Consider the following 19,062-nt stretch of genomic DNA (forward strand, 5'->3'; position numbering starts at 1 on the left):
GCTCAGATCGTCATCAATCACTGGCTCAGGCAGTACAATCACACCCGGCCGCATCAGGCACTCAACATGCGCCCGCCCGTTCCTGAAACCCTATTAGAGAAACCCCTGATCAGTGGCCCATACACAGGGGGCTAGACAAGAGCATCAAAGGTATTTTGGTGAAATGCCCCATATTCAAAAAGCTGGAACGGCAAGGCAATTATCGACTGTCGAGATCTCATGCGTTCGCGCGTACGGCGCTACCGTTTCCGGCGTGCGCCTAAACTACTGCAGTTAAAATGTGCACGAAGCCGCTGTTCTTGCCAGAAAACCTCGGCAACTTCGTAAGCAAAGCGAACCTGCATGAAGCCCACTTCAAACGGCTGTTTTCAGCAGGAGATGTAACTCCTGCGAACGAGTCATTCTCAAATGCTCGCCCCCGACGAACACTATGAGGCTCCGAAAAGCCCAATCTTTGCCAAAGCACAGAAATGCTCACGATGCAGTGCGAAATCACGCGATCGAAACATAAACACGCATTGCACACGACGCCTGTCAAGAAATTGAAATTAATGCCTAATCTCCACCATCCATCATCGGAGAAGCAGCCAACAGCGCGGTCCCGGTGGCTGCGCTTTCAGGCAATCAGCGTTCTGCTCAGGTGCGCCCTCTACCGGAACGGACCCGCTTTGCACACCATACGCACCGAGGATGCACTTCGCCACCCTGCCCCGCGCAAGAACATGCAGGCGCGGTTGCTTGGTGCGTCTGACATCTGCCCCATCTGAATACTGAATTCGGTCCGGTTCCAACGCTGGACGAATTTCATCACCCGCAGGCTCAGGACACTTAGCCTTTAGAAGACGAGTGCCGAGAGCACTATCGCCGACAGAAAGACCTTTGGATGGCGGTCATACCGTGTCGCGAACGAGGACCGTCCTGATCACTGACCCAAAACAGAGGGCTGAACCGATTAAAGCGGACCAGACCATCGTGATGGCAAGAGCAATGCCGGCTTTGCGTCACGGACGAAGCAGACGTTCATGGACGCACCGCTGATACATAAGCACGGCACCCCATCGGACAGCGTTCGCTTGCCGATGGGCTCCAAAAGGAAATCGATGGCCTTGAAGAGGGTCCGGGGCACAGCCGTACTGATGCTCACGGCTTCGATAGCGATTACGAACTACTGGTACTTTGGCATCTACCGAGCGTCTGAGGTAAGGCTTTTCGTCTCGAACGGTCTGTCTCCCCTTGGAGATGCCTGGAAAATCTTGTGCATCCTTGGCGCCTATTCGCACGACAACAGTACCGCAAAAGAGGTCACGGGCATCGAGATCGAAAGCCGTGGCAGAAGCGTCAAGTACGACACGCATTCTCCAATGGTCACAATCAACGACTAGGACAGCTATCGGCTGTTCGATGTCACCGGTCATCCTTCAGACTTCGCAAAATTGCACTCGGCGTGCTGACCATATGAAACGGAGTTCCTTGTCGATCCCGGGGGTCTTGGCACTAAGTGCTTCCTCCTGGCGGCAATTGAGTGCGCCCTGCAACCTTCCCGAGTTCCGGGTCGGAGTGTGGTCACCAGCTTCAACCTTCCCCTAACCTCAAGGATGCCTTTGAAGCGCGGGCCATCCCTGCGATATTTTCCGGGATGATTCAGGCTACTTTCGGCCCAGGCTGGGCGGTATCGATCTGCTTGAAGGAGAACATCTGGTTCCGCATTCGCCGCTGAAAGAACGAATGACAGCTGCGAGGAATTGGTGTGTCGTCTCACGCAAACCGGCCCAAGCAAGGCGACAAGAACAAACTGGACAAGAGGACCTTCCGGGTAACGCGTCAGCTCCGCGCAAGAACCTTTTTCAGAACCCGGATGAGGTCACCAGTTGGATCGTCCGTCTTGGTTCGGGCCCGCCACGCGACATGGTGGTCGGGCCGCACCAAGATGCATCCGGTATCGCTTACCTCGCGCGCCCGCGCCCAGTCGCCCACGTGATCGGCGTGAGCCTGGCGCGGGCCGATAACATGACAAACGATGTCAATACCCATCGACTTCCCGACTTCCGCCGCCGCATTGCACCAGTCTTCGCCGCCGATCCCGGTGATAAGGGTGAACCGTCCCTTCCCGCAGAGGTCGAGCGTCGACACCTCTGCACCGGTCGCGTTGTCAAAGACCCAGACATGCGGCAAACGCGCGCCGGGCCATGTCGTCGGCTGATAGTGCAGTTCGGCATCACGCTCGAAGGCCGGCTCGGGGTCACCGTCAGTCACAACCGCGTCTGATTTGTATCGCTGGTTCATCTCGACACCGTGCGCGTCGAATTCGTACTTCTTGAACGCGATCGCCTGGCGCAGCGCCTCGCGCTGTTTCTCCCCCGCCGCACTTGGATCGCAGCGCGCGTCCATGCTTGCTCTGATTTTCTCGATATCCGCGCCACCGGTCATGCCGAGTGCCGCAAAGATCGGGCCGAATTCGCCAATGGACTGGTTGGCGCGAGTGACGATCTGCTTTGCGATCGGCGCCCGCTCGCTGGTGTAGGTGTCGAGCAGCGCCTCGCCGGCCTGCCCCTTCAACACCGCCGCCAGCTTCCATGCCAGATTGAACGCATCCTGGATCGAGGTGTTGGAGCCAAGCCCGTTCGACGGAGGGTGCCGATGCGCGGCATCTCCCATGATGAAGACCCGGTCCTTCTGCAGATTCGTCGCGTAGGCGTCGTTCACGGTCCATGTATTGGCGGAGAGAAGCTCGATCTCCAGGTCCGGGTCGCCGACCAACTGGCGGGCGACATTGGTCGCCATCGCCTCGTCGACCTCCGGCGCAGGTTCATTGATGTCGTAACCCCAGACGATCAGCCATTCGTTCCAGGGCCGGATCATCCGCACCAGCCCCATGCCGATGCCGCCCACATCGGCACCCGGCTGCATCACCCAGTAGAGGACGCTCGGACGGTGCGCGACGTACTTCGAAAGGTCCGCGCGGAACAGGATATTCATAGACCCGCCGACACCCATCTTGCCCTCGATGGGGGCGCCGATGTGGTCTGCAACCAGTGAATTGCCGCCATCGGCGCCGACAAGATACTTGGAGTACACCTGAAATTCGCGCCCCGACAAGCGGTCTCTCAATGTCGTTGTCACGCCTTCGGCATCCTGTTCGTGGCTGACATACTCGGTCGACATCCGGCCCTGCGCCCCGCGTTTGCAGGCCGTGGAATAGAGAATCGGCTCCATGAAAGTCTGCGGAAGATCATTCATGTGGCTGGGTGACGACAGCATGTGCTCGGCGCGGGAGAGCGGGTGCTTGCCCCAACTCTTCATTCGCCCGATTTCCTCGCCCGCAAGGCTCTCGCAGAAGACATTCTCGCCCATCAGATCCTGCTCGGTCGCATGCAGATATGCTTCTGCCTCCACCTCGTGGCCGAGGTCGCGCAGCACCTCCATCGTCCGTTGGTTGGTGATATGCGCCCGCGGGGTATTGGCCAGCCAACGGTAGCGGTTCACCACCATGTTCTCGATACCGTAGCTGGCCAGCAGCGCCGCCGTGGCCGAACCTGCTGGCCCCGTGCCGATGATCAGCACATCGGTTTCGATTTCCGCCATGTCCTTTTTCTCCTTGTCGTCCGGCTCCGCGTCCGGCCCATCTCATCAATCCAACGTGCTTGCCTCAGAAACCTACTCGGTCGCCGCCCTTCAGATCGAGGATCTCGCGCGCCTCGTCGGGCGACGCGATCTCGGCACCCAAGTCTTCGATGATCCGACGGATCTTCTTGACCTGTTGTGCGTTCGATGTCGCCAACTCGCCGCGTTTGATGAAAAGGCTGTCCTCCAACCCGACCCGCACATTGCCGCCCATCTGGCTCGCGGTCGTCGCCATCGGCATCTGCGCGGCCCCTGCGGCCAAAACCGACCAGCGGTAGTTATCTCCGAAAAGCTTGTCGGCGGTCTTCTTCATAAAGACGAGGTTCTCGATATCCGAACCGATACCCCCCAGAATGCCCATCACGAATTGCAGGAACACCGGCGGCTTGAACAACCCGATATCCATGCAAAACTTAAGGTTATAGAGGTGACCGACATCATAACACTCATGCTCGAACTTGATGTTATGGGGTGCCAATCGTTCCGCCGCTTCCTTAATGTCGGCGAAGGTGTTGCGGAAGATGTTCGCCTCCGATCCCTCGATATATGCCTTTTCCCAGTCGTATTTGTAACTCTCGTAGCGTGCGGCGAGTGGGTGGAAGGCGAAGTTCATCGACCCCATATTGAGCGAACACATCTCGGGGCTGAATTGCTCCGCCGCGCGCAGCCGTTCCTTGATCAGCATCGTAGGCGCCCCGCCCGTGGTGATGTTGACGACGGCGTTCGTCGACTGCTTCACGCGCGATAGGATCGAGGTGTAGTGCTCCGGCTCTACCGAGGGCCGGAAGTCCCCGGGATCTCTTGTGTGCAGGTGCAGAATCGCCGCGCCTGCCTCGGCCGCCTCAATGGCCTGATGTGCGATGTCGTCCTGCGTAATCGGAAGATGCTCTGACATTGTGGGGGTATGAATGGCCCCGGTGACAGCGCAGGTGATGATCACTTTCGGCGTTTTCGCCATGGTCTCAGTCCTTTTCTCTGACGCGGTAACTGAGCGGGAAAAGTTCAAGGTCAAACCGCTCGCGTATCAGTCCCCAGACACCCTTCGGCGCCTTCAGCATCACGACGATGGCAACGGCACCCAGCACCATCAAATAGATCGTTCCGTAGTCGGCCAGCAGTTCGCGAAGCGCGAAAAACATAAGAGTGCCGATAATCGGCCCCTCCAGTGTGCCGATCCCGCCGATCACGACGATGAAAATGACAAACGCCGTCCAGTCGTTGACACTGAAGGCGGCATCAGGCGAAATCCGGAGCTTTTGCAGAAATATCAATCCACCGATGATCGCCGTGAAGGCCGAGGTCACGACGTAGACCGCCAGTTTCGTGCGCCAGATGTTGATGCCAAGGCTGCTGGCGGCAATCTCGCTGTCCCGGATCGCCGTCAGAGCGAGACCGCGCCGCGACCGCAGGAAGACATAGACCGCCAGCAGTACGAGGACGGCCGCACCCAGCGCCAGCCAGTAGGACGTCGCTTCCCGAGCCGCTTTCTTTTCGCCCAGTTCCCTGACCACCGCGACCGGCAACGACGACCCCGACCCGCCACCAAGCGCGTGGATCTGCGCGAAAGACAGCCTGAAGACTTCCGCCACAACCCATGTCCCGATTGCGAAATACGCGCCTTTCAGGCGGAAGATCAGTGTCGCGATCGGCACCGAAAGAACCGCCGCGAGGACCCCCCCCAACAGGATCGCGACCACCGGGTTCAGGCCGCCGAATACCGTCAAGGCAAAAAGCATGTATCCGCCGAAGCCGACATATGCCTGCTGTCCGACACTGACGAGTCCGGCGTAACCTGCCATGAGGTTCCAGAGGCAAGCCAACGAAAGATAGAGAAAAATCTCCCCCAGTAGCCGCATCTCGGAGCTGCTGGCCCACCAGGGGGCGGCGGCAAGCAGGACAACGGCCAGTGCGCCCAGAAACATCGCGACCCGCGACGTTGGCGTCGACCGGGTGACCGTGGGCGCTCTCAATGCTCCACCCTCGGGAAAAGACCGTTCGGACGGATCGCCAGCACGATCAGGAACGCGACGTGTCCGGCAAGGATCTGAAAGCCCGGATCGATCTTGGCGCCGATCGTTTGCGCCACGCCAAGGATCACGCCACCCGCCAGCGTGCCCCAGAGGTTTCCAAGCCCGCCGATGATCACTGCCTCGAACCCGAAGATCAGACGCCCACCGCCGATGGCCGGATCGAAACTTGTGCGCATACCCAAAAGTATGCCCGCGATCGCCACCACCGCCAGCGCAAGCGCCATCGCGAGGCCGAAGAGATGCGCCTTGTTCAGCCCCATGAGTTGCGCGATGTCCTGGTTATCGCTGACCGCCCGGAAGCCACAGCCCAGCGACGTACGGTAGAAGATGAACTGCAGCCCCGCGATCACCACGACCGCGATGGAGAAGGTAAGAAGCGGCAACACGCCCACCGCGATGCCGCCGAGATCAAGGCTGGCGGTTTCGATGGCCCCGCCGTTCAGCTTTTGCGGATCGGCAGTGTAGGCCTCAAGAAGCACGTTCTGAATGATGACGGAAAGGCCGAAAGTCACCAAGAGAGGCGGCAGGATGTCCGGCCCCAGGGTCTGGTTCAAGACCAGACGCTGCAATGCATAGCCAAGCGCCGCCATCGCGGGCATCACGATCAGAAGCGCCACTAGCGGATGCAAGCCCAACATCACAGTCGTCGAAAGCCCCAAATAGGCCGCCAAGACGATCAGGTCGCCATGCGCGATGTTGACAAGCCGCATCACGCCGAAGATCAACGACAGCCCGGCGGCGAAAAGAGCGTATAGTCCGCCAAGCAGCACCCCCTGCACGATGACGCCGGTCCACTCGATCATGCGTCCATCCCGAAATAGGCCTTCGTGATCTGATCGTGAGTAACGTCGCCTGTTGCGGCTTCGAGAGAGATGCGGCCTTCTTGCAGGCAATAGACGCGGGACGATACTTTCAGCGCCTGCGCAATATCCTGCTCGACGATCATCGCGGTCATCCCCTCGCCCACGATCCCCGGCATCGCCTCATAGATCTGACGGATGACAACAGGGGCGAGGCCGAGGCTGATCTCATCGAAAAGGATCAGTTCAGGGTTCGCCATCAACGCACGCCCGATGGCAACCATCTGCTGCTGTCCGCCTGACAGCGAAGTGGAAGCCTGTTGGCGCCGCTCTTTTAGAATGGGGAAGAGATCATACACCGAGGACAGCGACCATGGGCCTGCCCGTCCGACCTGGCCACCGATCAGCAGATTCTCCTCGACCGAAAGCGACGGGAAGAGTTGCCGCCCCTCGGGCACCAGCGCGATGCCGCGCGCGGCCACCTGATCTGCCCGCAGCGCGCCGATGGGTTCGCCCCGAAACCTGATCGCGTCAGCCCGGTTCTTCAACAGCCCGGAAATCGAGCGCATTAGTGTCGTCTTGCCCGCCCCGTTCGCTCCGATGATGGCGATGACCTCGCCGTCCGAAACCGCCATGTCGAGTCCATAGAGCGCCTGGAAATCTCCGTAGTGGGCGTCGAGGCCGCTGATTTGAAGCCGGGCCTCAGGCATCGGGGTCCACGCCGAGATAAATCTCTTTTACTTCAGGACTTTCCATGATGGTCTTCGGGTTACCTTCTGCAATCTTCTTGCCGAAGTCGATGACGATGATCCGCTCGACCACGGCCAGAAGCGCATGGATGACGTGCTCGATCCAGATGATGGTGGTACCTCGTTCGTGGATGGTCCGGATCGTCCCGATCAATGATTGGCACTCTGCTTCCGTCAGCCCGCCCGCGATCTCGTCCAGAAGCAGCAGCTTCGGCTTCGCGGAAAGCGCCCGTGTCAGTTCAAGCCGCTTGCGCTCAAGGAGCGTCAGCGTCCCGGCGCGCACGTTTGCCTTTGACAGCAACTCCGTTTCTTCCAGCACCGACAGGGCAAGGTCTTCGGCTTCCCGCCCATTGAGTCCTGCACCCTGCGTGGCGCCGACCAGCGCGTTCTCGAAAACTGTCATCCCCCCGAACGGTTGGGGGATCTGAAACGACCGCGCGATGCCCATCTTGCACCGCGCGGCCGCTGTTTGCGTTGTGATGTCACGTCCTTCAAACCCGATCCGGCCAGCATCGGCCCTAAGCGTTCCGGTGATCAGGTTGAAAAGCGATGTCTTGCCCGCGCCGTTCGGACCGAGGATGCCCACCGCCTCACCCCTCGCGACATCGAAGGAAGTGGCGTCGGCGACCACGATGGCGCCGAAGGACTTTTTCAGTCCAGTGACGGACAGGAGCGCAGACAAGTCGCCCTAGCCGAGCAACTGCAACTCGCCGCCGACCGGGATCTGCGGCGCGTGGCTGTTGTTGGTGATCACCAGTTCGACGCCGTCGCCCGCCTTCTGCCACTGGCCCGAGACCAGCGGCGTCTTCGACACGTTCGGAACCGGCCCGGACGACCAGTTTACGTCGCCGACGATGGTAGACATGTTGGTACCCTTGATCGCAGCCGCGACCGCTTCAACATCATCGAGATCCTCGGACCGGGCGATCACGTCAGCCACGACCTCGAACAGCGCGTGCTTGAACCCGATGGGCTGGGTCCAGGGTCGTCCGGTGGCGCGTGAATATCCGCCCGCCAGATCGCCCGCCGAGATGCCGGTTAGCGATGAGTTGAACGGATGGTTGGGAGACCACCAGATCTCGGTCGTGAGCCCGACACCCCGGTCACCCAGCGCCTCTATCGCCGACGGGAACAAGAGCGCCTTGCCGATGGTAGCGACCTTCGGGTTGAACCCCTGCTGGGCCGCCTGGCTCCAGAAAGTGCCGAAATCGGGCGGGATCATCACTCCCGTTACGATCTCGCAGCCCGCATCCTTGAACGCGCTGATGTAATTCGAGAAATCGTCAGACAGCGGCTGGAACCGACCCGGATCGATCAGTTCGAACCCCTGCTCGGCCAGCGGCTTCGGCAGGCCAAGCTCCGCGTCACCCCAGGCATTGCCATCAGCATCGTTCGGGAACAATCCGCCGACCTTCTTGGCAACCCCGCTATCGTTCCAAAGGCCCGTGAAATTGGCAATCACGTCCTCCAGCCCCCAAAAGAAGTGATAGGTATAGGCGAAGCCTTCGGCTGGGTTACCGCCCCTCCCAAAAAAGTAGGGCTGCCACGGAGCGTCGGTGGTGATGCAGGGGATCTCGTTGATCTCGGCCTGGTCCGCGACAGGGTTCGTGGTGTCCGGCGTCGCCGCGGCGGTGATGATATCGACTTCATCATCAAGGATGAGTTCGGCAGCGACTTCAGCCGCTCGGTTCGGGTTCGACTGGCTGTCCTTCTTGATAATCTCGATCTGGTAGGACTTGCCATTATTCTCGATGCCCCCCGCGAAATGAGCGCGAAGACCTTCGAGAATGTAGTCATCCGCCTCGGCAAAGCCGGCGAGCGGCCCGGTCGATGGCGTGACGAAACCAACCTTCAGGGTTGGCGATTGTGCATAGGCCCGCGTCGAACGCAGGATGGCCGGTGCCGCGACACCAGCAGCAATGCCGCCCAATACGCGGCGGCGTGTCGTCGAACGTTTCATGTTTTTCCTCCCATGTCGGACCTGTCAGGCAATATTGCCTCCAGCTTTCTCAGGTGATCCGCAACCCGTTCCTTCGTTGCTGCAACATCACCGTCTTTCCAATCGCGGAACCCTGCCCCGGCCGCCATGCCGGTCCGCCCCGCGTCGCGCAGCTTTTGCAAATACTGCGAGGGTTTCGTACTTCGATCCAGATCAAAGAGGACCTGGTCGTGAATGTCCTGCGTCAACTCGATCCCAACAAGATCGGCGTTCTCCAAAGGTCCCAACACAGCCAGCCGCCGCCCGAAACTGGCTTTGACGACGTCATCGACGGCCTCGGCTGTGCAGATGCCGTTCTCGACCAGGCTGATCGCTTCGCGCCATAGGGCATGCTGCAAACGGTTGCCGATGAAGCCCGGCACATCTTTCTCGACCATCACTGGCGTCTTGCCGACTTCGGTCAGCAATGCGTGCATGGCGTCTGCAACGCTCGCTTCGGTCCATGCGGTTTTGACCACCTCGACCAGCGGGATCATGTGTGGCGGGTTCCACCAATGCGTGCCAAGCGCACGGTGGCGGCTGGAAAGACCAGACATGATCTTGGTGATCTGAATCACGGAGGTGTTGGACGCCAGGATCGCATCTTGCGGAGCATGAGCTTCTATCTCGGCAAAGAGAGCCCTCTTGAGATCGAGTTTTTCCGGCGCAGCTTCAAAGACATAGTCCGCCGCCTTCACGGCATCCGGGATCCCCTGAAAAGTGGCGATACGGTCCAGCGATGCCGCGACTTCATTCACAGGCGCCCCAAGAAGCGTCAGGCTTTCGCGCACCCGATCCTCGAGGCTTTCCCGCATCTCGGCGACCGGCTCAACCACGGATACGTCGTGGCCGCCGCGCGCAAAGGTAAGCGCGATACCGTGCCCCATGAGGCCGCCGCCGATGACAGCAATCCGGCTCATCCTGCGGTGTACCCGCCATCGGCATAGAGAATGTGACCGGTATAAAAGTCACTGGCCCGGGATGCGAGAAACAACAAAGGCCCTGCCAGGTCCTCGGGCTCTCCCAAACGCCCCTTGGGCACGCGCGCAAGAAAGCCGGTCCGCACAGTCTTCGCGTGGTCGTCATCCCCAAACATCCAGGCCGTCAGTGGCGACCGGAAGACTGTCGGCGCAATCGCATTGACGGTGATCCCCGTCGGACCAAGCTCACATCCCAGCGCCTTGGTGATGCCGTCCACAGCCGCCTTTGAAGCGCAGTAGGCCGTATAGCCCGCCGGGTGCCCCAGCAGCCCGCGAGCCGAGGACATGAGTACGATCTTGCCCCCGTCGCCCTGCGCTTTCATCTGCCCTGCCGCGGCGCGCGCCATCAGCCAGGACTGGGTGACATTGGCGTCCATGATGCCCTCGAACGTCTCGGGCTCCATGTCGTTGATCAGGGCCACCTTGTTCATGCCGGAGGCCACGACAAGGATATCGAGGCGCCCGAACGCCTCAACCGCTTTCGCCACCAGCGCATTGCAAGCCTCTTCGCTGTCGGGACGGGCATTGACCTGAACGACCTCGCCCTTGCAGCGCTCTGCCACCTCGGCCATGGCATCGGCATTGCCCGCAGCCAGCACCAGCTTGCAGCCCGCGCCGGATAGCGCCTCGGCCGCCACCGCGCCAAACGCACCTGAAGCGCCGGTGATCAGGGCCACCTTACCGGTGACATCGAACATTTTCAGAGGATCGGAGAGGCTCATTTCGGACGTCCTCCCTCGGGATACGGGATCACAACCAGCATCTTGCAGACGTGGTTCGATTTGTTTTCGATCCGTCGGACCTGACCCGGTGGAACCGTGCAACTGTCCATTGGCCGAAGCACCTCGGTCTGGCCGTCCCACTCGATGGTCATTTCGCCTTCAAGCACGACATAGACCTTCTCGAACGGAGTGCTGTCAGGTCCGGCCCCGCCGCCGGGCAGAAACTGGCTGAACCCGATCCACTGGTTCTCGGGGCCGCCATCTTCGAACCCCTGAAGCCGCAAGCCGGTCACGCCCCAGTGGTTCGGAGCCTCATAAACCTCGGCCTCTTCAAATCGCTTGATCAACATCGCGGGCCCTCCCAAACCGGCGATGGCGAGGGCTTAGAAGCTCTCGCCCGCTTCGATCCGGTACTTCTGCCCCCTGTCGATCATCGCGACCAACCGGATGATGCAGCCATCGCCACGATCCCAATTCCACGGGAAGAAGGCGAATGTGCAGCGCTTGCCGGTTACGGCATCCAGATCACCGCCCACGTTTTCGATGCCCAGAATACCGTTCTTGAACAGGATATTGTGCACTGGCTCCCATTCCGGGAAAGCCTCATCCCACGGAATGCCCCCGGACCATTTCTTGTATTCCTCTGCGAGGTGCGGATGAAGCGGACCGTTCCGGTGCGGACCAATGGCGGTGGCAAGAGGATGGTCGTTGGCTTGTGTGTCGTGGCCGACGACCTTGATCCCTTTTTCAACCATCCATTCCCCCGCCGAAGGCACAAGTCCCGGGCAATGCGTGAAATAATCGCCGTCCTCGTACTGGTGGTGCCAGCCGGTGTTGATGATCAGCACATCGTTCTTCCGGATCGCGTGACCGCAGGCCTTCTCCAGATCGTCGGCGGTGATCGGTTCCCACATCTTTTTCGGGATCGAGACCACGAGGCCCGATCCGAAGAAATGCGGAAGCGGAACTTCGTCGATAAATGGCGTGCCCTGAACCACATGCGCCGGGGCGTCGATATGGGTGGTGACGTGCATCGTGGTGGTAAGTGTCTGGCTCAGGACGCCCGACTTTGCCATGTAATGCATCCGCTCGATCTGAACGTCACGGAAATAGGGCCAGTTCGGGCACTGGAAACCATAGCGGTGGCTGAGGTTGTAGAACTCCAGCCCCATGTCGTTGTCGGTGTTGTCCTGAAATTCAATCCCACGAACTGTAATCGGCATCGTCGCTGCCCTCCCCGCTGCGTCATTCGTCCTGCATCATGGTGCAACTGTATCGTAATTCGGTCAATGGTTGATTTGCACCGCATTGCGGGTTACCGTGAAACTCACATGAACCCCAGAACGGATCGGAGCGGAAGCGCGTGAGGCCGGAAAAAACATCCGAAAAATCAAACATACAAGTGATTTCTAGAGCGGCTGACATCCTTCGCGTTCTCGCGTTGCAGTCCGATGGATTGAGCCTTGGTCAGATTGCAAATCGGGTCGAACTGCCCCGTTCTACGGTACAAAGAATAGTGAGCGCATTGGTCGCCGAAGGCTTCGTCCATTCAGACGGGTCCAGTCGCAGCCTGCGGCTTGGTCCAGAGATTCGCAGCCTCGCCCAGGCCTCGGCAGGCGACGTTAAGGAACGGATGCGACCCATCCTGCGCGACATTGCGAACAGGACGGGGGAGACCGTGGACCTGGCCGTTCTGAAACGCGGACGGATGCATTTCATCGACCAGATCGTCGGCAGCCATCGTCTGCGCACTGTTTCGAGTATCGGCGACAGTTTCCCATTGACCACGACAGCAAACGGCAAGGCAGCGCTGGCCTGCCTCGATCAGGCTGAGGCCGCTCGACTTGTCCTGTCGGAGCTGGAGTCGGAGGGCGACGAGAACCGGCTGATGCCGGTCCTTGCCGAGCTTGAGACAATTCGAAGTGGCGCTTTGGCAACTGACGAGGACGAGCACACCGAGGGTGTATCGGCGATCGGGTTCGCCGTTCGCGACACGGCGGGCGACGTCATCGCTGTTTCGGTCCCCGTTCCGACCAGCCGCTACCCAAAAGTCAGGGAAAAGCTTGCGCGCGTGCTTTCGGAAACGAAATCACTGCTCCGATAATCACCGCCTCCGGGAAATGAGCTTTTGCGTTTCGGCAGGTGCGTCACGCTGGATGAGGCCATAAATCAGAACGAACCCATTCAAGCCGGCCACCAAAGTGGCCAGCCTCGATGCATGCGTTCGACTTATTCCCGCGCCTGCCAGAAATCGCTGCGTCCGGGAAGGCCTCGGCTCAGGCGGCGTCCTGCGTTCGCACGGCCTCGACGATTTCCCGGAATTCAGCGTCACTCAGGATATCGCGCTTCTCGATGCCCTTGGCCTTGACCTGGGCGAGAACCTCGGCCGCCTGATCATCGTTCAAGTCACCCAGGCCCAATTCTTCCATCTTGTAGGCGATCGAGGCCTTGCCGCTCTTCTTGCCCAGGACGACCTCGCCGGATCGACCGGTCAGCGCCGGATGCGTACCGAACATCACCAGCGGATCGTGCATCACATACTGGATACCGATGCCGCTTTCGCGGATGAAATTACCATCGCCCAACACCGGTTTGTTTCGGGCAATCGGGATGTTCGAAAGTTCCGACAAGAGCGCACCAAGTTCGGGCAGCTTATCAAGGCGGTAGCCCGTCTCGTAGCCATAAAGCAGATCGAGCCCAAGCATCAGTTCCTCTAGCGCCGCGTTGCCGGTGCGCTCCCCGAGACCATTGCCGCAAGAATGCACGCATTCGGCGCCAGCCGTTACGGCGGCAAGTTCGGTTGCGACACCCATCCCGAAATCGTTATGCGTGTGAATCTCAATGGGTAGGCCGGTCATGCCCTTGACCCACTTGACCATGTACTTGATCGCCTCTGGCGTCGCGCAGCCCATGGTGTCGACGATACCGATGGCGTCGGGCGGGCTTTCCGCCATAATGGCATTGCACAGGTTGGTCAGATCGTCAGGCCGGGCCCGGGTCGTGTCGTAGGGAAAATAGACCGCGTGCAATCCGTTTTCGCGAGCGTAGTTGATCACGTCACGGCTTTTCTTGAATACGTCTTCCCAGGTCCATCCGAATTGCGTGACCAGTTTGGGATAGCCGATGGGCACCTCGATGATCACGCCCTGCGCGCCACATTCGAGCGCCATGTCGATATCGGCCTTCATTGCACGGGCGAAGGTGTAGATTTTCGATTTCAAGCCGAGCTTCGAAATCTCCTTGATCGCCTCGGCGTCCATGGGAGACACTGCAGGCATGCCCGCCTCGATCCGGTCGACGCCGATTTCGTCCATCTTTGTGGCGATACGGATCTTGTCATCGATCGAGAACACAACGCCCGGTGTCTGCTCGCCGTCGCGCAGCGTGGCATCGTGGATTTCGACTTTTGGTGGCAAGTTCAGCGATTGGCGCACCTCATCGACGAAATTGTATGGGCTCACCCAGTATTTACCGTCTTCAAAATGCGTGCTGCGCATCAGCTTGACCCCTTTGAGAATTCTAAACTTGAAAAAACTATACCCATTTTTTTCCGTGTTCCAACAAAAAACCCACTTTTTTTTCGCTCAAAAATGACCTGGCAACCATCCGCAGCGGCCATCAACATCAATCGGAGGTGGCGACAAATATATGACACTCGAAAAACCGATATTATTTGCCTATTGGCCAGATCGGTGGCAATTTCGGTGCATGGATAATTCTGTCACTCCCCAAACATCGTCGCAGTCTTCGACGCAACGCGCATATCTCGCACTGCGCAACGACATCATTTTCGGTCGCATCCCACCGGGCCAGCGTCTGAAGATCGACACGCTGAAAGAAAGCCTCGATACCGGAGCGTCACCTGTGCGCGAGGCGCTCAGCCTGCTGACATCGGATCAATTGGTCGACCGCATCGATCAGCGCGGCTTCCGCGTAGCCGCCACCAGCCGCGAACAGTTCCAGGAGATCCTCGATCTGCGCTGTCGGCTCGAAGAGCTTGCCGTACGCGACAGCATTGCCCACGGTTCAGCGGGATGGGAAGAGGCGCTGGTGCTGTCGCATCACTATATGGTCCGTGCCCGGAAGACTGACCTCGAGACATTCGAGACTTGCCACAAGGAATTCCACATGGCCTTGCTGGCGGGCTGCAAGTCACCGATACTGCTCAGGTTTTGCAGCCAGCTCTACGATCTGAACGTGCGCTACCGATATCTTGCCGGAAAGTCCAAGAGCTATGCCCGGCGCGACGTGGACGCCGAACACGCGGCAATTCTCGAAGCCGCGGTCAACCGCGAGACGGAAACGCTCTGCACCCTCCTGATGGCGCACTACAGGAATACGGGTGCGTTCCTCGCAGAGCAAATCGACTAAACGGGTACCAACTTCAGGTCGAAATCGGCGACAAGGTAGGGCTCGTTCACCTTGCCCGAGAGCGCATATCCTTCGGGGAAGGTTTCCGGCGGTTGTTCGACATACTTCATCACGAGATCTTCACGCACGCCGAAGACGGTATCTTCGTCCAGATAGGGATCGTCGTCGGGGAAAATTTCAGTCACCAGCGGCCGATATCCTTCGGCTTTGATGACGTAGTGAAGGTGCGACGGCCGCCATGGATGCCGCCCCGTCGCTCGCAGAATATCGCCCACCGGCCCGTCGGTCGGCACCGTGTAGCTAACGGGTTTCACTGTCGTAAAACCGTAAGTGCCGTCCGCCCTCGTTGTCTGGATTCCGTGAAAGGAATACGTGTCCTGATCCGGGTCCTGACTGGAATAAAGTCCGTTCGGCGCCGTCTGCCAGATGTCGATCTTGGCGCCCGCGATCGGGTTACCCTGCGGATCGGTGACCCGGCCCCGCGCCAGAAGTATGTCACCTTCGTAATCCCGTTTCATGTCGAAACCGAACGGGATATCAGGGGCACCAGAGATGTGGAACGGGCCAAGAACGCTCGACGAAGTTCCTTCGGGCACAGAATTGATCATGTCGATCAGGGATGACAGGCCAAGTACGTCCGACAGAAGAACGAACTCGTGCCGCTCCTTATCGGATATGTTGCCCGCCCATTCGAGAAACTCGATTCCTTTCTGCCACTCGGCATGGGTCAGCTTCACTTCCTTTGCGAAGGCGTGCAGGTGATCAGCGAGGCTCTGCATCACCTCGCGCAGGCGGGGGTCGGTGTCCGGCCCGAAATACCCCATGAATACTTCGGTGATGTTGTCCTTGGTGACGGTGCGCATACCGGGATCTCCTAGTTCAGAATGGCGGTGCTGAGCGACGGGAACCGGATCAGCAGGATAAGGACTATCAGCATGACGACAGCGAAAGGAAACGCGCCCACGAAGACATCCCTGAGCGTGATCCGGTCGTCGTTCAACGTCGCCTTGATGACGAAACAGCTTATGCCAAGCGGCGGCGTAAGCAAGCCAATCTCGGCTCCGACGACAGTGACGATCCCGAACCACACGAGGCTGAGGCCCATCGGCTCGATCAGCGGCAGGAAAAGCGGAACCACGATCAAGATAATGGAGGTTGTGTCGAGGATAGTTCCGAGAAAAATCATCAGCAGGACGTAGAATACCATGACCCAGAAATAGCCAAGCTGGCTCTGTTCGAGGTAGTCGCCGAGTTGGTTCGGCAGGCCGGCAAGACCCAGCATCCGCGAATAGATCGACGCCGCCGTGATCAGGAACAGGATGGCCGCCGTGATATGTCCGGTCTCGAGCAGCGCTTCCCAGAAGCCCTTGAGCGTCATGCTGCCGCGCGCCACGGCAATGACAAGACCCAGGAGTGCACCCGCCGCGCCGGCCTCGACCGGGGTCAGCCAGCCGGTGTAGATTCCGCCGAGGACCACAGCGATCAGACCAGCCGTGGGCAGCGTCTTTGCCGCGATTTCGCCCGGGCTCATCCATTCGAGATCGTCGCTTTTTCGCCCACCGACATACGCCGGAGCGAAACGTCCCATCGCCCAGATCGCGATCACATACGCCACAGCCAAAAGGATGCCGGGAACGATGCCAGCCAGAAACATGTCACCGACTGACTGTTCAGCCACGAAGGAATAGATGATCAGCATCGCAGAGGGTGGAATGATCATGCCCAGCACGCTCGATCCTGCGACGACGCCCACGGCGAATCGCGGGTTGTAGTCATAGCTCAGCATCTGCGGAACCGAGACCTTGGAAAACACGCTGGCCGAGGCGATGGACGATCCGGTGACGGCGGCAAAGACGGCGTTCGCCCCGACGGTTGCCATTCCGATGCCGCCCTTCACCTTGCGAAACCCCGAATTCATCACCTGATAGATATCGGCGCCCAGGCCCGCCTTCGACACGATCAGCCCCATGAACGTGAACAGCGGCACCGTCGCGAAGGTGTATTCCATCACGCTATCGCTGACGGCGACTTTCAGCAGCGCCATCGACAGGTCGAAATTGTCCCGCATCAGCCAGATCGAGACAAAGCTGACCACGCCAAGCGCGATCGGGATGTATAGGCCGATATAGACAAGGACGACTATCGCGGCGACGGAGGCCATTCCGATTTCGACCGGTGTCATGCGTCGTCCCCTTCGGGAAGCCGAACCGGCGGGACGTCCTCGTGGGACTTCAGGACTTTCAGGAAAAAGATCACGGCGCAAAGCGCGGCGCCGGCGAAGATGGCAAGCTTGATCGGCCACCATGGTGCGGTAAAGACGCCGGGCACACCGAAATAGTCCTGCGTTTCAAACATCTTCAGGAACTCGGGCCAGATCGCTATAGCGATCAGCGCCATAAAGACGGCCGATACGAAATTGATTGCATGCCGCAGCGCATTTGCCGTCCTTGGGCGGCGCCCGCCAAGGATGGTCAGAAACCCATCCGAGCTCGTAAGCCGGTTGACCCGGCAGACATCGGGCAGTTGCAGGAAGACGATCAGAACCATTGAGAATTGAACGACCTCGACAGCCCCCAGGAACGGCGCGTTGAAAAGGCTGCGTGCGATGGCGTCAAAGTTCACCACGCCCACCAGCGCCAGCACCACAAGCGTGCCGATGGCATTCGCGAAGATCGCGATGCCATCGACCAGTCTGGAAACCGCAGTGAGCGCGGAACCCATCACCTCAGTTGGTCGCCGCTGCCGACCAGTCGCGCACGGGCTTAAAGCCTGCCGCTTCCAGCTTCGCGATATACGCCTTCAGCATCTCGCTGCCCGGCTCGCCCCTGCCGTCGAGTTCGGCTGCCCATTCGCCAGCGATATCAGGCATCGAAGCCGCGAATGCCGCGCGTTCTTCGGGCGACATTTCGACCACGGTGCCTCCGCCATCGACATAGGCCTGCAGGCTTTCGGCGGCCTTGCCCATCGCCAGCCCTGCCACGTGGTCGCGGTAAAGCACGGCGACCTCCTGGAGAACGCCCTTCACTTCGTCCGGGAGACTTTCCCAGTAGTCCTTGTTGACCGTCACGGTCTTCGAGTTCACCGCGCCCAGGTCTGCCTTCAGCATGTAGGGCGCGACCTCGGCGATCTTGAAGGTGGCTGCGGACTCGGGCCACAGCATTCCGCCATCGGTGAGACCGGTCTGGATCATGTTGTAGAAGTCCGTCAGTCCGCCGCGCACGCCCGCGGCGCCCGGAATGCCTTCCAGATACCGCAAGTTCATGCCCGCACCCGCAATTTTCCGGCCTTCAAGATCGGCCAGCGAATTGACCGGCTCCTTCGTGAAGATCTGATAGGAGTCGAGTACGACACCGGTGGCCAGATAAACCTGGTTCTGCGCATCGAACTCCTTCTGCATCGTTGGGAATTCCTTGGCGATCTCGTCGACCGCCTTCGCGACCGCGACAGAATCGGCCGCGATCATCGGCGTCACCGCCGAGATCGACTGGCTCGGCAGCTTGGAGCTGTGGAAGATGGTCGTCACGATGCCAATGTCGCCGAGGCCAAGCTGGATGCCTTCCAGCACGCCGCCCGGCTTGACGATAGAACCGCCATAGCTCTCCTGCCATTCCATCTTGTAGTTGCCGGTCTCGGCCAGCCGCTTGTCGACTTCCGGAATGAAGAAGTTGGTAAACTCCTGCACCCAGAGTGCACGCGCCGGATAGCCGTCAATCACCACCGCCTTTATCGTCTCGGTAGCCATCGCGGGCGCCGCGACGACGGCCAGCGAAAGCGCAAGTGCGGTGCGCCGTGTCAGTTGTGCAATCATTGC

At 59.7% G+C, this 19,062-nt stretch carries 20 protein-coding genes; 4 read left to right on the forward strand and 16 right to left on the reverse strand.

Annotated features, from left to right (window positions below):
• The first annotated feature begins 12 nt into the window (after positions 1–12).
• Entirely contained in the window at positions 13–135 is a 123-nt protein-coding gene (locus ACKLNI_RS08650; RefSeq protein WP_413716966.1) for an integrase core domain-containing protein, read from the forward strand.
• Positions 136–1,100: 965 nt separating this feature from the next.
• The gene (locus ACKLNI_RS08655; RefSeq protein WP_413718665.1) at positions 1,101–1,382 is read left to right on the forward strand and encodes a hypothetical protein; all 282 of its coding nucleotides are present in this window, start codon (positions 1,101–1,103) and stop codon (positions 1,380–1,382) included.
• Between the two features lie 439 nt (positions 1,383–1,821).
• Here ACKLNI_RS08655 and ACKLNI_RS08660 read toward each other — a convergent pair whose 3' ends face one another.
• The 11 genes from ACKLNI_RS08660 to ACKLNI_RS08710 all read right to left on the reverse strand — a co-directional run bounded on the left by ACKLNI_RS08660 (position 1,822) and on the right by ACKLNI_RS08710 (position 12,103).
• Positions 1,822–3,582: an FAD-dependent oxidoreductase gene (locus ACKLNI_RS08660; RefSeq protein ID WP_413718666.1), complete on the reverse strand. Its 1,761-nt coding sequence runs from the start codon at positions 3,580–3,582 to the stop codon at positions 1,822–1,824.
• A 64-nt stretch (positions 3,583–3,646) separates the two neighbouring features.
• Positions 3,647–4,579, reverse strand: a complete 933-nt coding sequence (gene kce / locus ACKLNI_RS08665) for a 3,5-dioxohexanoate:acetyl-CoA acetone transferase (RefSeq protein ID WP_413718667.1) — start codon at positions 4,577–4,579, stop codon at positions 3,647–3,649.
• A 4-nt stretch (positions 4,580–4,583) separates the two neighbouring features.
• A complete protein-coding gene (locus tag ACKLNI_RS08670) occupies positions 4,584–5,591 on the reverse strand; it encodes a branched-chain amino acid ABC transporter permease (protein WP_413718668.1) in 1,008 nt (335 codons plus the stop codon).
• The gene (locus tag ACKLNI_RS08675) at positions 5,588–6,454 is read right to left on the reverse strand and encodes a branched-chain amino acid ABC transporter permease (RefSeq protein WP_413718669.1); all 867 of its coding nucleotides are present in this window, start codon (positions 6,452–6,454) and stop codon (positions 5,588–5,590) included. Before ACKLNI_RS08675 ends, ACKLNI_RS08670 begins: the two co-directional genes overlap by 4 nt.
• Positions 6,451–7,161, reverse strand: a complete 711-nt coding sequence (locus ACKLNI_RS08680) for an ABC transporter ATP-binding protein (RefSeq protein ID WP_413718670.1) — start codon at positions 7,159–7,161, stop codon at positions 6,451–6,453. Before ACKLNI_RS08680 ends, ACKLNI_RS08675 begins: the two co-directional genes overlap by 4 nt.
• Positions 7,154–7,882 (reverse strand): ABC transporter ATP-binding protein, encoded by a 729-nt coding sequence (locus ACKLNI_RS08685; RefSeq protein WP_413718671.1) that lies wholly within the window; start codon positions 7,880–7,882, stop codon positions 7,154–7,156. Before ACKLNI_RS08685 ends, ACKLNI_RS08680 begins: the two co-directional genes overlap by 8 nt.
• Positions 7,883–7,888: 6 nt before the next feature.
• Positions 7,889–9,160 (reverse strand): ABC transporter substrate-binding protein, encoded by a 1,272-nt coding sequence (locus ACKLNI_RS08690; RefSeq protein ID WP_413718672.1) that lies wholly within the window; start codon positions 9,158–9,160, stop codon positions 7,889–7,891.
• The gene (locus ACKLNI_RS08695) at positions 9,157–10,098 is read right to left on the reverse strand and encodes a 3-hydroxyacyl-CoA dehydrogenase family protein (RefSeq protein WP_413718673.1); all 942 of its coding nucleotides are present in this window, start codon (positions 10,096–10,098) and stop codon (positions 9,157–9,159) included. The genes ACKLNI_RS08690 and ACKLNI_RS08695 overlap by 4 nt, the downstream gene beginning before the upstream one ends.
• Entirely contained in the window at positions 10,095–10,880 is a 786-nt protein-coding gene (locus ACKLNI_RS08700; protein ID WP_413718674.1) for an SDR family NAD(P)-dependent oxidoreductase, read from the reverse strand. The genes ACKLNI_RS08695 and ACKLNI_RS08700 overlap by 4 nt, the downstream gene beginning before the upstream one ends.
• A complete protein-coding gene (locus ACKLNI_RS08705; protein WP_413718675.1) occupies positions 10,877–11,230 on the reverse strand; it encodes a cupin domain-containing protein in 354 nt (117 codons plus the stop codon). The genes ACKLNI_RS08700 and ACKLNI_RS08705 overlap by 4 nt, the downstream gene beginning before the upstream one ends.
• 33 nt (positions 11,231–11,263) lie before the next feature.
• Complete coding sequence (locus tag ACKLNI_RS08710) at positions 11,264–12,103, reverse strand: cyclase family protein (protein WP_413718676.1); 840 nt, start codon at positions 12,101–12,103, stop codon at positions 11,264–11,266.
• Positions 12,104–12,282: 179 nt separating this feature from the next.
• On the opposite strand from ACKLNI_RS08710, the gene ACKLNI_RS08715 reads away from it, so the two are divergent.
• Positions 12,283–12,984 carry an IclR family transcriptional regulator gene (locus ACKLNI_RS08715; protein WP_413718677.1) on the forward strand — a complete coding sequence of 234 codons (702 nt, stop codon included), beginning with the start codon at positions 12,283–12,285 and terminating at the stop codon, positions 12,982–12,984.
• Positions 12,985–13,156: 172 nt separating this feature from the next.
• Here the strand turns inward: ACKLNI_RS08715 and ACKLNI_RS08720 are convergent, their stop codons facing one another.
• Positions 13,157–14,377, reverse strand: coding sequence for a LeuA family protein (locus ACKLNI_RS08720; RefSeq protein ID WP_413718678.1), 1,221 nt, complete (start codon positions 14,375–14,377; stop codon positions 13,157–13,159).
• 211 nt (positions 14,378–14,588) lie between these two features.
• On the opposite strand from ACKLNI_RS08720, the gene ACKLNI_RS08725 reads away from it, so the two are divergent.
• Complete coding sequence (locus tag ACKLNI_RS08725) at positions 14,589–15,251, forward strand: GntR family transcriptional regulator (RefSeq protein WP_413718679.1); 663 nt, start codon at positions 14,589–14,591, stop codon at positions 15,249–15,251.
• On the opposite strand, the gene ACKLNI_RS08730 is transcribed toward ACKLNI_RS08725, so the two are convergent.
• The 4 genes from ACKLNI_RS08730 to ACKLNI_RS08745 are packed head-to-tail and all read right to left on the reverse strand — an operon-like array spanning position 15,248 to position 19,059.
• Complete coding sequence (locus ACKLNI_RS08730) at positions 15,248–16,114, reverse strand: dioxygenase family protein (protein WP_413718680.1); 867 nt, start codon at positions 16,112–16,114, stop codon at positions 15,248–15,250. The genes ACKLNI_RS08725 and ACKLNI_RS08730 overlap by 4 nt on opposite strands.
• 11 nt (positions 16,115–16,125) lie before the next feature.
• Positions 16,126–17,433, reverse strand: coding sequence for a TRAP transporter large permease (locus ACKLNI_RS08735; RefSeq protein ID WP_413718681.1), 1,308 nt, complete (start codon positions 17,431–17,433; stop codon positions 16,126–16,128).
• Complete coding sequence (locus ACKLNI_RS08740) at positions 17,430–17,972, reverse strand: TRAP transporter small permease subunit (RefSeq protein WP_413718682.1); 543 nt, start codon at positions 17,970–17,972, stop codon at positions 17,430–17,432. The genes ACKLNI_RS08735 and ACKLNI_RS08740 overlap by 4 nt, the downstream gene beginning before the upstream one ends.
• Positions 17,973–17,976: 4 nt before the next feature.
• Positions 17,977–19,059: a C4-dicarboxylate TRAP transporter substrate-binding protein gene (locus tag ACKLNI_RS08745; protein WP_413718683.1), complete on the reverse strand. Its 1,083-nt coding sequence runs from the start codon at positions 19,057–19,059 to the stop codon at positions 17,977–17,979.
• Between the last annotated feature and the right edge of the window lie 3 nt (positions 19,060–19,062).

Source organism: Silicimonas lutimaris, assembly GCF_047314965.1.
Classification (GTDB): Bacteria; Pseudomonadota; Alphaproteobacteria; order Rhodobacterales; family Rhodobacteraceae; genus JAVJUV01.

What these genes read in the sequence shown, in the direction of transcription:
- kce (WP_413718667.1), bottom strand. Translation starts at nt 4,579, where the DNA reads ATGGCGAAAACGCCGAAAGTGATCATCACCTGCGCTGTCACCGGGGCC.
- ACKLNI_RS08730 (WP_413718680.1), bottom strand. Translation starts at nt 16,114, where the DNA reads ATGCGCACCGTCACCAAGGACAACATCACCGAAGTATTCATGGGGTAT.
- ACKLNI_RS08735 (WP_413718681.1), bottom strand. Translation starts at nt 17,433, where the DNA reads ATGACACCGGTCGAAATCGGAATGGCCTCCGTCGCCGCGATAGTCGTC.
- ACKLNI_RS08680 (WP_413718670.1), bottom strand. Translation starts at nt 7,161, where the DNA reads ATGCCTGAGGCCCGGCTTCAAATCAGCGGCCTCGACGCCCACTACGGA.
- ACKLNI_RS08710 (WP_413718676.1), bottom strand. Translation starts at nt 12,103, where the DNA reads ATGCCGATTACAGTTCGTGGGATTGAATTTCAGGACAACACCGACAAC.
- ACKLNI_RS08705 (WP_413718675.1), bottom strand. Translation starts at nt 11,230, where the DNA reads ATGTTGATCAAGCGATTTGAAGAGGCCGAGGTTTATGAGGCTCCGAAC.
- ACKLNI_RS08655 (WP_413718665.1), top strand. Translation starts at nt 1,101, where the DNA reads ATGGCCTTGAAGAGGGTCCGGGGCACAGCCGTACTGATGCTCACGGCT.
- ACKLNI_RS08740 (WP_413718682.1), bottom strand. Translation starts at nt 17,972, where the DNA reads ATGGGTTCCGCGCTCACTGCGGTTTCCAGACTGGTCGATGGCATCGCG.
- ACKLNI_RS08660 (WP_413718666.1), bottom strand. Translation starts at nt 3,582, where the DNA reads ATGGCGGAAATCGAAACCGATGTGCTGATCATCGGCACGGGGCCAGCA.
- ACKLNI_RS08720 (WP_413718678.1), bottom strand. Translation starts at nt 14,377, where the DNA reads ATGCGCAGCACGCATTTTGAAGACGGTAAATACTGGGTGAGCCCATAC.
- ACKLNI_RS08695 (WP_413718673.1), bottom strand. Translation starts at nt 10,098, where the DNA reads ATGAGCCGGATTGCTGTCATCGGCGGCGGCCTCATGGGGCACGGTATC.
- ACKLNI_RS08725 (WP_413718679.1), top strand. Translation starts at nt 14,589, where the DNA reads ATGGATAATTCTGTCACTCCCCAAACATCGTCGCAGTCTTCGACGCAA.
- ACKLNI_RS08745 (WP_413718683.1), bottom strand. Translation starts at nt 19,059, where the DNA reads ATGATTGCACAACTGACACGGCGCACCGCACTTGCGCTTTCGCTGGCC.
- ACKLNI_RS08700 (WP_413718674.1), bottom strand. Translation starts at nt 10,880, where the DNA reads ATGAGCCTCTCCGATCCTCTGAAAATGTTCGATGTCACCGGTAAGGTG.
- ACKLNI_RS08675 (WP_413718669.1), bottom strand. Translation starts at nt 6,454, where the DNA reads ATGATCGAGTGGACCGGCGTCATCGTGCAGGGGGTGCTGCTTGGCGGA.
- ACKLNI_RS08690 (WP_413718672.1), bottom strand. Translation starts at nt 9,160, where the DNA reads ATGAAACGTTCGACGACACGCCGCCGCGTATTGGGCGGCATTGCTGCT.